Consider the following 12,694-nt stretch of genomic DNA (forward strand, 5'->3'; position numbering starts at 1 on the left):
TTCCGTTCTTAAATGTTAACTTCAATTTATATTATGTTAACATTATTTTTAATATAACTCACATACTATTACATTAAGAATTTTTCATAAAAGCGATATGTCATTTATTAATCTATTAAAAAATCCAACCGATGCCTTTTAAGGGAATCGATTGGATTAAATAAACACTATTTATTCTAAATTTGCATGATTATTTTGCATTTCTTCTTCACTTATATCAAATGTTTCCATTAAGCCCAGAACTACGCTATCTAAGAACAATAATGAAGATTGTTCAAATAAGCTTCCTAATGGTTGTTCAGACCCTTCAACATTGTGTTTTGTGCCAGCTGGTAACTCAATTACTGTTTCAGCTAACTCACCAATTGGAGAATCAGGGCTTGTTGTTAATAATACAACTTTAGCACCTATTGATTGTGCTTTTTCAGCTAATAAGCGTAAATGTTCAGTTGAACCCGAACCAGATAAAATAACAAATAAATCATGTTCTTTAATAGAAGGTGTCGTTGATTCACCTACTACAAATGCTTCTTTACCAAGTTGATTAAGTCGCATTGCGAAACTATTCGCCATAAATCCTGAACGGCCTTTACCTGCAGTGAAGATTCTTTGCGCACCATTCACATCATTTGCAAAACGGTCATATTGTTCATCTTGAACATGTGATAACGTACGATCTAATTCTTCAAGAATTAATTTGTAATTAGTAAATTGAAACATAATTACTTACCTTCAATCGCGTCACGACATTGTTTAGCAGCTTCGACTGGATCATCAGCGTTAGCAATACCGCCACCAACGATAACTAAGTCAGGTTGTTCTGCAACAATATCTTTAATTGTATCTGGTTTAATACCACCAGCTACAGCAACTTTAGAATTCTTAATGACAGATTTAACAGTACGTAAACTGTCTAATGGAGATTGACCTTCTGCTTGTAAGTCATAACCAGTGTGTACTGCAATATAGTCAGCACCCATTTCATCTAATTCTTTCGCACGTTTTTCTAAATCTTGTACCGCAATCATATCTACTAATAATTGTTTATCATGTTTGTGTGCTTCTTCAACTGCCGCTTTAATTGAAGCGTCTTCAGCCACACCTAAGATTGTTACAACATCTGCACCAAATTTAATTGCTTGGCTTACTTCATAGTCTGCTGCGTCCATAATTTTAAGGTCAGCTAATACTTTAGCATTATTAATATTTTCGTTTAAATGTTGAACAGCTGGTAATCCTTCATTAATAACGATAGGTGTACCAATTTCTACGATATCCACATATTCTTCAACTTTTTTAGCTAATTTTGCTGCTTCTTCTTTATTTAATAAATCGATTGCTAATTGTAATTCCATTACAAACATCCTTTCATTACTAAAGTGATATATCTTCAGTTCTTATTTTATCTTTCACATTCATTAGTCTACCCGTCTTATAAATTTTTAAACGATACCCCTAAACCTAACAATTTACTCACTTATCACATACAATACTTAAAGTAAATCAACTCTTTAAAGGTATAATTACCACTTTTTCTGAATAAATTGAGCAGAGATGTACAATTAGTCTCTTCTTTTTAGTAAAATAAATAGATAAACATATTGTATGGTTGCAAGGAGTGAAAGTGTTGGAACTCATTAACGCTGAAGAAGTACAACAATTATTAACATCATTCGAAAATAAACCTGTATACCTACACGTTGAAACGACTAATGGTGCATATGCAAATCATTTCGATCAACGTGTCTTTAATGCGGGTACATTTTTAAGAAATATACAAGTCACATGTGAACATGCACAACTTAAAGGTGGAGAGAAAGACCCCTATAGAGTTGGTCTAAAACTTCGTGACGGAGGTTGGGTCTATGTTCAAGGACTAACGCATTACGAAATCAATAACAACAACGAATTTTTAATCGCAGGATTTAACTACGAAGGTCAATTGGCTGCCACAATCGAGATTAGTGAAAAGCCATTTACAGTATAGAGGAGGTTTATTCATGAAAGATGAAAGACACGTGTTAATGATATTCCCACACCCTGATGATGAAACCTTCTCATCAGCTGGAACGATTGCAAGTTATATTGATAACGGCATTCCTGTCACTTATGCATGCCTAACATTAGGTCAAATGGGACGTAATTTAGGTAATCCTCCTTTTGCAACTCGAGAATCACTACCTGATATACGTGAACGTGAATTAGAAGAAGCGATGAAGATTATTGGCATCACCGATTTACGTAAAATGGGATTACGTGATAAAACGGTTGAATTTGAGCCTCATGAACAAATGGATGACATGGTTAAAAAGTTGATTGAAGAAACAAATCCATCAGTGATTATTTCATTCTATCCTAAATTTGCTGTCCATCCCGACCATGAAGCAACAGCTGAAGCCGTAGTAAGAACCGTAGGACGTATGCCTGAAGAAGCACGACCACGTTTACAACTTGTAGCGTTTAGTAATGATGCACCAGAAATATTAGGCGAACCAGATATATTAAATGACATTCGTGCATATCGAGATCTTAAATTGAAAGCTTTCGAAGCACATGCATCTCAAACTGGTCCATTTTTAAAACAATTAGCGAGTCCAGAAGTCGGTGGCGAAACACAAAGTTTCTTAGATGTTGAACCATATTGGACATATCATTTTGAATCTTAAGGGGAGATAAACAATGACTGAATTTGATTTATCCACACGTGAGGGTCGTTGGAAGCACTTTGGCTCAGTTGACCCAATCGAAGGTACAAAACCAACAACTAAAAATGAAATGACTGACTTACAAAGTACACATAAAAATTTCTTATTTGAAATCGAAGAAGTCGGTATTAAAAATTTAATTTATCCCGTTAATATCGATCGTTTCCAAACGGCGGGACGATTTAGCTTTTCAACGAGCTTAAATAAAGATGAAAAAGGCATTAACATGAGCCGTATTCTAGAAAGTGTCGAAAAACATTATAACAATGGTTTAGAGTTGAATTTCGATACACTGTATCAAGTATTACGTACACTACAGACGAATATGAAACAGAACTCATCAGGTGTTGATGTTTCGGGTAAATGGTTCTTTGATCGCTTTAGTCCAGTAACGAACATTAAAGCAGTAGGCAATGCCGATGTCACTTACGGATTAGCCATCGAACAAGATCAAATTACACGTAAAGAAATTACAATTGAAGCAACTGTAACAACACTATGCCCATGTTCTAAAGAAATCAGTGAATATTCAGCCCATAACCAACGTGGCGTAGTTACAGTTAAAGTTTATTTAGATAAAAACAACCAGGTTGTTGATGATTATAAAGATAAAATTCTAGATGCTATGGAAGCAAATGCAAGTTCAATCTTATACCCAATTTTGAAACGTCCAGATGAAAAACGTGTCACAGAACGCGCTTATGAAAATCCACGATTCGTCGAAGATTTAATTCGTCTTATCGCTGCTGACTTGGTAGAATTTGATTGGATAGATGGTTTTGACATTGAATGTCGTAACGAAGAATCTATTCACCAACACGATGCATTTGCGAAATTAAAATATAGAAAATAATCGTTTCATATAAATAATAAGGCAGTTGTCACACGTTTCAAATGTGATAACTGCCTTGTTTAATATATATAAATATTAGTGTTAATGTTTAGCCATTTTCTTTTCACCAGGCTTAACGAAACACATAGCTACAACACTAATTAGTGATGCAATCACGGCTGACACAAACATTGAAGAGTAGCCATAACTTGCTACTAAGTACCCTGTTAATGTTGGTGCAATAACAGTAGCTGAGTTAACGAAAAAGTGTGTAATACCGCCATATGTACCAGTCTTATTAGGTGCAGTATCTGATTTTTAGTCATCAGTCCAATTTATTATAGAGCCCTAAAAAACTACTAAAAATCGATTGTAGATTTTAAATACTCTAAATCATTATAGGAAGTGAATATTATTGTTTCCTCTTTCCCTCTTATAAAGCCACTTTTGTATTTAAGACCTAATACAAAAGAATTACTGAATTTAAATAAATCATATTTATAATGTTTATATATTTCAAATAAATCTTTCACAGTATAACTTTGTCTGTCTTTAATTCTAAAACGACCAGTTAGGTTTGTAGCTATTGAAGTGGATAATTTCAGCTCTTTTATTAAATTATTTATATAGTGTTTTCTATCTGCATGATTTTTAAATAACTCATTAGCTAACTCATAGATTTCAGATGGATAAGGCGATTCAGTCATATTTTCAAGCAACGTATAAGTTTTAATTTCTAAACCTTCAAAATATCCTTTTTTGGCATTATTAGTCGGCCAACTTTTCAAATTAATAATTCTATTTTCTAATTTTTCATCGATAGATTTTAAATAATAAATTAATGGTCCCATTCCTTCTATCGTTTGAGAAAGCCCACTATTATATTCTTCAACTATTTCACCAGTTTTATTATTTATTTTAATATAGCTTTTTCCTACTTCACTTAATTTTTTAAATAGATCATCAAAATCAAACTCTATGTTATTATCCCTTAAAATATTAGGTAAGTTTTTAGCTATTTCTGGAAAATCAGTTCCAGTTACAGAAGATTTTAGCAAAGTAAGAGAATCTTCATTACATAAATATTTTAAATCATTTATTAACAATTCCTTGTTGGGATACCAAGTTATATTCTTGTTTCGCACCTTATTTACGACTTGTCTCAATTCATTATCCTTACATAAAATATAATCAGCATTACTATTTTCTAATTCTTCAACTAGTTTTAAATGAGTTTCATTAGACTTACGACCTAAATCACTAATTTTTCCTATTGCTATTATTTTATGACCTGAATAAAACTTAGTTTGACTATTAAATGCTCTAATAGCATTAATCATCGCCGGTAATGAAGCATTATGTGTATCATCAAGTAATGTTAATTTATGAGTTTTCGCATGTATCTCTTTTAAGGCTAATATTTTAGAAAACGGTTTGAAATTATTTAGTAATTCTTGTTTTATTGGTAAATTTAAACTTTTAAGTGTTAAGATACTTGCTAATGTGTTAGAAACCATTCCTTCACTAATAGTATTGAGTCGATAAATTTCACTTTTATTTTCTTGGTTAGTAATTGATAATTCAATACTTCCTTTGTTGTACTTAATGTTATCAACAGTTAAATCCGCCTTTGCGTCTTTATTAATACTATAAGTTAACACATTACTTGCATTTTCATGTGCTTTATCAATTAAATAATCTGCATATAACGTGTCTTTATTAATAATTGCCACTCCAGTGGTTGAAGAAAGACCGTCAAAAATTCTAGTTTTGATCTTAGCTATATCTTTAACTGACTTAAATGTAGAAAAATGCGCTTCACCAATACCTGTAATAATTGCTATGTCTGGTTTTAAAAAAGTAGAGGTATTTTCAAGATAATTAATCGCATTCATGGATGTTTCAATAACAGCAAAGTCAGGATTTTTTATTAATTTCAGCATATTATTGTAAATAGCTGCTCTAACATTATTATTCCCTCTATTTTCAAGTACATTATAATCACCCAACAAGCTTGTAATTAACATTCTAGTAGAACTTTTACCCATTGATCCAGTTATAGCAATAACTGGGTTTGTGTATTGATTTCTTATATATATAGCTAATTGTTTAAATGCTTGAACAGAATCTTCTACAATTATTTGAGGGATTTCAAATTTTAAGTCAGAAATGTAATTTTCAGTTATAATTAGTCCAATTTCTCCATTTTCTTTATTAACCAAATCATTACCGTCTAAAGCATTTTTATTTCTACCTAATTCTCTTGACCATGTTTCTTTGTTAGGAGAAAAATAAGCAGTTTTTTTACTATTTACAAATTTATAAATTGTTTCAAAATCATTTATCTCATTTGCTTCCTTATTGTGTGCGTCCTTTAATTCTCCACCTATAATATTAAATATCTTTTTAATTGTTAACATAATAATTACCTAACCTTTAAATGCCTTTTGATATTGTACATATCCAGATAAATAATGTTCGATATCATCAATTCGAACACGATAACCGTGGTGTTTAATAAAGAAACTTCCTAGTATTCTTGATGGGTTTTTAAAATACATAGCAATTTCAGGATAAAAGAATCCAACTCTTTGGTAATCTGCTCTAATATTAATTACATCTATCAAATATTGTTCGTCTATCAAATTGTTTATCAATTCATCGCGACCCGTATCTTTCGCTTTTTGAACTAATCGATATGTGGCCATTAACATTTCTAAGAATGTTGGAAATGTTGTTTCACGATTTTTAATATAATCTAAGTAACTATTCACATTTTTGATTCCAAATTCAAAATATTTGTCTTGTGGATTAATTTGAACTAATTCATTCGTACAATATCCTAACCAATGATCATGATATTGCCAATATTTCTTCTCAATAAAACGGTCCATCAAATTTTCTACAGTTTTTAGCCATAGTTCATTTTCATCCTTTTGATACAATCTCAATAAAGCAAGCACTGCTTCACCATCGTAATAAATAATTCTGAACTTCTCTTTTACGCTTAAATCAGGATAATTCAATAAATGAGTTGTCTCATATGTATCTTCATCTATCATTGAAAGAATACCTTTAGCTACTTTCTGAGCTGAATCAAGAAATTTAGGATTATCTTCATGCTTTAAATATTCACAAACTGCGAATATAAATGAAGCATTTTGTCCTAATTTGATTTCATTTGCTCCCTCTGTATCATCAAAGATATAAGCTTTATCATCAACCTCTAACAGTTGATTTGAAATGACATAATCAATTGCTTTTTCAACAGGTTGTAAGCTTTTACCTACATAAGACAGACCCTCAATTAAGGCATAAGTAGAAGAAGAGTGTCTTAAAATATTGTAGAATCCAATTTCATTATCAAAATGAGGAAAATATCCATAAATATATTTACCATTATCTAACAACATATTTTGTAAGAAATTAGTACTACTTTCAATTAATTGATCAATTTCATTATTTAAATCATTTACTTTTCTTAAACCTTTTTTATAGCCTTCGCTATATAGTTCATGTACTTCTTCATCACCTATAAAGAAACCTTGTGTATAGAATTTAATAACTTCTTTTTCATTATAGAATTCACTAGAAAATGCCTTTTTATTTGTAGTATATTTGCGTAAATAATTATTGATGTTTTTTTCCGAAAGAAATAACTCTTTAGTAGTATTATCTGGTCGAACAAAAGCATTCGCGTTAATTTCTTCAGGTAATACTGCAAAATTCCATTGACTATCAAATGCTATACCAAAATCTACATAATTTCTTCTTGTATTGATCAGTGTTTTTTTTAATTCTTTAAATAATATTTTTTCAGTCGACGTTACAATATCTAATTTAATCCACTCAGGAAGTTCCCCTGATTTCTTTTTAAATTTTAGTGCCAATTTTGAAATATCTTGTTTAAGATAATTAGTCTTTTTTAATAACTTAACCTGTGCTTTAACACTTGACTTACCTAAACTTAAAAAAACATAATTATTAATTTCAGTCTTATTATTTACTTCAGATATTAATTTCTCTAATTTATGTTCAAATTCCATTGTTTCCTCCTTATTTTTAAATATTTATCCTATTTCCATTAATTTATATCATAGTATTTAAAATAAGAGTCTGGGACATAAACCCTAGAGAAATAGCCAGTAAATGAGTTTTAACAAATTCATTTACTGGCTTCTTTATTTACAATACTCCGTATTGTTGGCTCGCTTTCTTAGGGGACAGCTTCAGCCTGTAGTCTTCAGCTTGTCCTGTTCCCTCAAGAGTCTCGCCAAAATACTTTGTATTTATATGTAATTTTACATTGTAATACTTTAAAAAAATAAAGCACTTTCGTATAATTTAATAAACATCACTAAACTAAATTAACGAGGTGCCTTATGTATAAAAATTATAACATGACTCAACTTACTCTACCAATGGAAACTTCAGTTCTTATCCCCACAAATGATATTTCACGACATGTAAATGATATTGTTGAAACAATTCCTGACAATGAATTCGACGAATTCAGACATCACCGTGGTGCAACTTCGTACCATCCTAAAATGATGTTAAAAGTGATTCTATATGCCTACACACAATCTGTATTCTCAGGTCGTAAAATAGAAAAAATGCTTAATGATAGCATCCGAATGATGTGGCTATCACAAAATCAAAAACCTTCTTATAAAACAATTAATCGATTTAGAGTAAATCCAAAAGTAGATGCTTTATTAGAATCTTTATTTATTCAATTTTACAGTCAGTGTGTAAAACAAAATCTTATAGATGATAAAGCTATTTTTATTGATGGTACAAAAATTGAAGCAAATGCCAATCGATATACATTTGTATGGAAAAAGAGTATTCAAAACCATGAATCAAAGATGAATGAGGATTCTAAAGCCCTCTACCATGAATTGGTAACCAATAAAATCATACCGGAAATTAAAGAAGATCATGATAATGAATTAACAAAAGAAGAAATAGATTTGATTGGTAGTCACTTAGATAAAGAAATCGAAGATTTAAACCAACATATCAACAATGAAAAATGTACTAAAACAAGAAAACAAATACGTCTCAAAAGAACTAAAATCAAAAAATACAAAAAGCAAATCAATGATTATTTTGAGCGAAAGTATCGATACGAATTTCAAAAATCTATTTTAAAGGATAGAAATAGTTATTCTAAGACAGATCATGATGCGACATTTATGAGAATGAAAGAAGATCACATGAAAAATGGACAACTTAAGCCAGGGTATAATTTACAAATAGCGACAAATTCCCAATTTGTTTTATCTTATAATGTGTATCAAAATCCAACGGATACTAGAACGATGATTCCATTTTTAAATTCAATTCAAGAGACCTACGGTCATTTACCTGAATATATTGTAGCTGATGCAGGTTATGGTAGTGAATCAAATTATAAGGCAATTATAGATGACTTTAATCGAACGCCACTCATAACATATGGAATGTTTATAAAAGATAAAACTAAAAAATATAAAAGTGACATCTTTAATACTCAAAATTGGAACTATGACGAAATTAATGACGAATTCATTTGTCCGAATAATAAACGGCTAGGTTTTAAAAGATATGCCTATCGTCATGATAAGTATGGTTATAAGCGAGACTTCAAATTATATGAATGTGATGATTGTTCAGAATGTCCTCTGAAAAATCAATGTATGAACTTCAATTCAAAAACAAACAAAAAAATAATGAAGAATTATAACTGGGAATATTTTAAATCCCAAATTAACAAAAAGCTTTCAGAACCAGAAACAAAAAATATCTACAGTCAAAGAAAAATTGATGTGGAACCTGTTTTTGGATTTATGAAGGCTATTTTGGGTTTCACTCGGATGTCTGTCCGAGGACTCAATAAAGTCAAAAGAGAACTTGGTTTTGTATTAATGGCACTTAATATAAGAAAAGTAGTAGCTCAACGAGTTGAAAATAATCAAAAAATTTATAAAAAAGACAATTTCTATATTATTTCAATAGAAATTGTCTTTTTTCACTTATCCAAGAACTTTATGTCCCGGACTCACATTTTTTACTTGAAAATTAATTATTTTTTATCATTAATTTTTCTACGATTCTTACCTAATAGTAATGTTCCAATTGCAGCAAATAATGATCCTAAAATCACTCCATTTTTTTCATCACTACCAGTACCTGGTAATTCATTATTTTCTTTTTCACTATCGGCATCGGCGTCAGCATCTGCGTCGGCATCACTGTCAGTATCGTCACCATTTCCGTTACCATTACTAGTAGCAAGTGTTATGTTGTTACCATATTTAGCCGTGTCATCAGTACCATAATATTTATTAGTTGTAACCATAGATGCCCATTGTTGGATATTTACGTTACCTTCTGAATCAAGCTGATATTTACTAACTACTTTGATAATGTAATGTGTATTTATATCTCCAAAATTAATGGGGGCAGTATTATCACCATTAACAGAAATTGGATAATCATTAGTAACATTCTCATATTGAGAATAATCATAAATTCTATTGCTGTCTGGTAGATATTGATCATCTGCAACTTTATAAATTTTAATTTCAGTACTATCATCGATAATTGTGCTACCGTTTGGTCCAGTACCGTTGATTGTAACTTCTGTATTGTTAGCTGTATATCTTAACGGATTAACATACACAGTTTGTTCGACTGTTTGATTATCTAAATCAAGGTGAGTAAATATACTTTAAATATTAGAATCACCTTCAACTTCAGGATACTGATAATCAACAGTGAAATTCTGATTATAAGCAGTATTAGCAGTTTTAAATGTCATATCGATATTTGTGTCTCTTGCTGGTACTTTTGATTTATCAATAAATGATGATAATGATAAAGTTCCAGTAACATTTGAATGCGTATCAACGAAAACTGTAAATGTATATGTTGCACGTTTAGTAGCATCATCATACGTACCTGTTGCTATTATATCTCCATTACTATCTGCAATATCTGGTACAAAATATTGATCAGTTAGGTCAGATGGGATTGTATGTGAATCATAATCAATCGTCATTGTATCCCCACTATTAACAGCATCATCGACAGTAATATCTGAATGATATGTAATTGGCTCATCCTCATGTGCTCGAATTATACCATCATTATTTTGACCTTCTTCAATATATTGATTTGAAACTGTAATTAAGTCATTTACGTTTTGACCTTGACTTGCAGCTGCTAATTTATTCACAGCTAATCTACTTTTGGGTTGTATTGAACGCGTTGTATTTACATCACTCGTAGTTGCATAAGTTGTTTCAGAATCTTTTTTGTTTGAATCTGAATTAATTAACGCACTTAGTAATGCTTTATTATTTACATTGTTATAGTCAATATTAAGATTTTTAACACTTTTACTTGCTTCTTCTACTGAGCTACCAGAATTTTCAGCTACAAAGTTAGTTAATGCTTCTTCTTTAGCTGTGTTATCAGTAGCGTTATCTAATTGAGTCTCAATATTTTTAAATGATGTATCTAAATTTGATGTGTTAACTGAATTATTTGAATTGCTAGTTACATCACTTGAATTATTATTTTCAACAGATGTCTGCTCATTTGAATTAACTTCTGGTGTTTGAGCGTCTTTTTGTTCAGGATTAGATTCTATACTAACGTCTTTATTGGCTTCTTTAGAATCGCTTTCTGTGCTCGATTGTAGTTCGTTATGAGTTGAGTCTGCTGAAATTTTTGATTCTTACTTAGTTGTTTCTTCTGTACTTGGTTGTTCTGATTTAGCTTCATTAGTTGCGTCATTATTAGAATTTAGGGTACTTTGACTTTCCTCTGTAGATGCTTTTTTTGTTGTTTTTTCACTAATTGATTTTTCTGCAGAATTATTTTGTGATGGTTCTTCTGAACTTAATGTCTCTGTAGAATTTGAATTTTTACTAGTTTCAATGCTATTATTTTCATTTGTAACTTCTTGAGAACTTACATCTTGATTTGATGAATTTTCTGTACTTTCTTGTTTACTAGTTTCATTTGAAATTTCGTTGTTAGATGCATTTTCAGATGAATTATTATCTACATCTGTTTCAACATTTTGTTTTGTTACATCAACTTGTTCTGGATTAACCTGTGATAGTGTAGTGCTCTCTGATGTTTGTACATTACCTTTAGCTTTTACATTTTGTTCTTCATTACTATTAGTAGTTGTAGAAACTTGATCCTTCTCAGCTGCTTTTGCTTCATCATTTGCACTGCCAAAAATCAATGCTGCGCCAACCAATATAGATGCTGTCCTTACTGTAAACTTTCTAATCGAATATTTATTTTGTTTATTTTTCAAACAGAACACTCTTTAAACGAATTATAAATCGACCTAAATTCATTAATAATTTTAATTTAAAGATTAATTATTTTTTATTCTTAAATCATGAATAATAAGGTGGTTGTGCTACACTTCTATATTTTTTATAAATGGTTTGCTAAAATATTCTTTTTTTAAACAATACAAAAAGAACGATAATTATCGTTCTTAAAAAACTAGTTTCTACTATTATATATATATATGTGTTTTTTTAGGTAATTAAAATTTATTTTAAATGTTCGTACGGACTGTTATTCACAAATGATACAATTTGGTCTACAAATAATTTTGCACGCAACTGAAATTGGTCATCATCAAGATATAATGTACCATCGTCAAGTTTACTGTAGTCTGAGTCATGTGTAGCAATTTGTGTAGGCACAGCGATACCTAATAAACTGCGTACAATAACACGTAAATGTGATAATGGTTCTGAACTTACGATTCCTCCACTATTACCGATTAATCCTACTGGTTTCATTTTGACATAATCCATATTGATATGATCTAATGCATTTTTTAAGATGCCAGAATATGAACCATGATAATTAGGAGTTCCAAGTACTAAGAAGTCTGCTGCCATTACTTTTTCTTGAAAATCTTTAATATTGGTTTTAATTTCATCGATAGACGGCGTTGTCCCAGAAAAGTCTAATTGATTTAATGGGCGTTCTGCTAAGTCATAAATATCAACATCTAAATCATGTGTATCAAACTGTCCCACTAAGTATTTAGCTAACGCATTTGTATGTGAGCCAACTTTGGCACTACCAACAATTATAAGTCCTTTCATTTCTACTATACACCTCTTAA

Annotated in this window: 11 protein-coding genes and 2 pseudogenes; 4 read left to right on the forward strand and 9 right to left on the reverse strand. The window is 30.5% G+C overall.

Features of this window, described 5'->3' with window-relative positions; genetic code table 11:
• Positions 1–171: 171 nt before the first annotated feature.
• Both hxlB and hxlA read right to left on the reverse strand, forming a co-directional pair.
• Positions 172–720, reverse strand: a complete 549-nt coding sequence (gene hxlB, locus EQ029_RS10805; protein WP_057504908.1) for a 6-phospho-3-hexuloisomerase — start codon at positions 718–720, stop codon at positions 172–174.
• Positions 721–722: 2 nt separating this feature from the next.
• A complete protein-coding gene (gene hxlA / locus EQ029_RS10810) occupies positions 723–1,355 on the reverse strand; it encodes a 3-hexulose-6-phosphate synthase (RefSeq protein WP_037559314.1) in 633 nt (210 codons plus the stop codon).
• Between the two features lie 269 nt (positions 1,356–1,624).
• Between hxlA and EQ029_RS10815 the strand changes: the two genes are divergently transcribed.
• From EQ029_RS10815 to folE2, 3 genes are read left to right on the forward strand one after another with little or no spacing between them, the layout of a single operon-like run.
• Positions 1,625–1,987, forward strand: a complete 363-nt coding sequence (locus EQ029_RS10815) for a YojF family protein (protein WP_172458785.1) — start codon at positions 1,625–1,627, stop codon at positions 1,985–1,987.
• Between the two features lie 13 nt (positions 1,988–2,000).
• Positions 2,001–2,666, forward strand: coding sequence for a bacillithiol biosynthesis deacetylase BshB2 (bshB2, locus tag EQ029_RS10820; protein WP_053017978.1), 666 nt, complete (start codon positions 2,001–2,003; stop codon positions 2,664–2,666).
• A gap of 13 nt (positions 2,667–2,679) precedes the next feature.
• The gene (gene folE2 / locus EQ029_RS10825; protein ID WP_011276678.1) at positions 2,680–3,558 is read left to right on the forward strand and encodes a GTP cyclohydrolase FolE2; all 879 of its coding nucleotides are present in this window, start codon (positions 2,680–2,682) and stop codon (positions 3,556–3,558) included.
• A gap of 81 nt (positions 3,559–3,639) precedes the next feature.
• On the opposite strand, the pseudogene EQ029_RS10830 reads toward folE2, so the two are convergent.
• The 3 genes and pseudogenes from EQ029_RS10830 to EQ029_RS10840 all read right to left on the reverse strand — a co-directional run.
• Positions 3,640–3,849 (reverse strand): annotated as a pseudogene (locus tag EQ029_RS10830) (MFS transporter); the annotation flags it as partial.
• A 47-nt stretch (positions 3,850–3,896) separates the two neighbouring features.
• The gene (locus tag EQ029_RS10835; RefSeq protein ID WP_057504909.1) at positions 3,897–5,957 is read right to left on the reverse strand and encodes a UDP-N-acetylmuramoyl-tripeptide--D-alanyl-D-alanine ligase; all 2,061 of its coding nucleotides are present in this window, start codon (positions 5,955–5,957) and stop codon (positions 3,897–3,899) included.
• Positions 5,958–5,966: 9 nt separating this feature from the next.
• Positions 5,967–7,583 carry a hypothetical protein gene (locus EQ029_RS10840; protein WP_011276680.1) on the reverse strand — a complete coding sequence of 539 codons (1,617 nt, stop codon included), beginning with the start codon at positions 7,581–7,583 and terminating at the stop codon, positions 5,967–5,969.
• Between the two features lie 336 nt (positions 7,584–7,919).
• Between EQ029_RS10840 and EQ029_RS10845 the strand changes: the two are divergent.
• Positions 7,920–9,584 (forward strand): annotated as a pseudogene (locus EQ029_RS10845) (IS1182 family transposase); the annotation flags it as partial.
• A 23-nt stretch (positions 9,585–9,607) separates the two neighbouring features.
• Here the strand turns inward: EQ029_RS10845 and EQ029_RS10850 are convergent.
• The 4 genes from EQ029_RS10850 to EQ029_RS10865 form a co-directional block, all read right to left on the reverse strand.
• Positions 9,608–10,207 (reverse strand): fibrinogen-binding adhesin SdrG C-terminal domain-containing protein, encoded by a 600-nt coding sequence (locus EQ029_RS10850; RefSeq protein ID WP_011276683.1) that lies wholly within the window; start codon positions 10,205–10,207, stop codon positions 9,608–9,610.
• Between the two features lie 48 nt (positions 10,208–10,255).
• Complete coding sequence (locus EQ029_RS10855) at positions 10,256–10,762, reverse strand: Ig-like domain-containing protein (RefSeq protein WP_011276684.1); 507 nt, start codon at positions 10,760–10,762, stop codon at positions 10,256–10,258.
• A gap of 504 nt (positions 10,763–11,266) precedes the next feature.
• Entirely contained in the window at positions 11,267–11,860 is a 594-nt protein-coding gene (locus EQ029_RS10860) for a YSIRK-type signal peptide-containing protein (RefSeq protein WP_011276685.1), read from the reverse strand.
• Positions 11,861–12,107: 247 nt separating this feature from the next.
• A complete protein-coding gene (locus tag EQ029_RS10865; protein WP_011276686.1) occupies positions 12,108–12,674 on the reverse strand; it encodes an NADPH-dependent FMN reductase in 567 nt (188 codons plus the stop codon).
• Positions 12,675–12,694 lie beyond the last annotated feature (20 nt).

The organism is Staphylococcus haemolyticus, from assembly GCF_006094395.1.
Classification (GTDB): Bacteria; Bacillota; Bacilli; order Staphylococcales; family Staphylococcaceae; genus Staphylococcus; species Staphylococcus haemolyticus.

Bases quoted from the DNA above. Each gene is read 5' to 3' on its own strand.
- hxlB (WP_057504908.1), bottom strand. From the start codon at position 720: ATGTTTCAATTTACTAATTACAAATTAATTCTTGAAGAATTAGATCGT.
- hxlA (WP_037559314.1), bottom strand. From the start codon at position 1,355: ATGGAATTACAATTAGCAATCGATTTATTAAATAAAGAAGAAGCAGCA.
- bshB2 (WP_053017978.1), top strand. From the start codon at position 2,001: ATGAAAGATGAAAGACACGTGTTAATGATATTCCCACACCCTGATGAT.
- folE2 (WP_011276678.1), top strand. From the start codon at position 2,680: ATGACTGAATTTGATTTATCCACACGTGAGGGTCGTTGGAAGCACTTT.
- EQ029_RS10835 (WP_057504909.1), bottom strand. From the start codon at position 5,957: ATGTTAACAATTAAAAAGATATTTAATATTATAGGTGGAGAATTAAAG.
- EQ029_RS10840 (WP_011276680.1), bottom strand. From the start codon at position 7,583: ATGGAATTTGAACATAAATTAGAGAAATTAATATCTGAAGTAAATAAT.
- EQ029_RS10865 (WP_011276686.1), bottom strand. From the start codon at position 12,674: ATGAAAGGACTTATAATTGTTGGTAGTGCCAAAGTTGGCTCACATACA.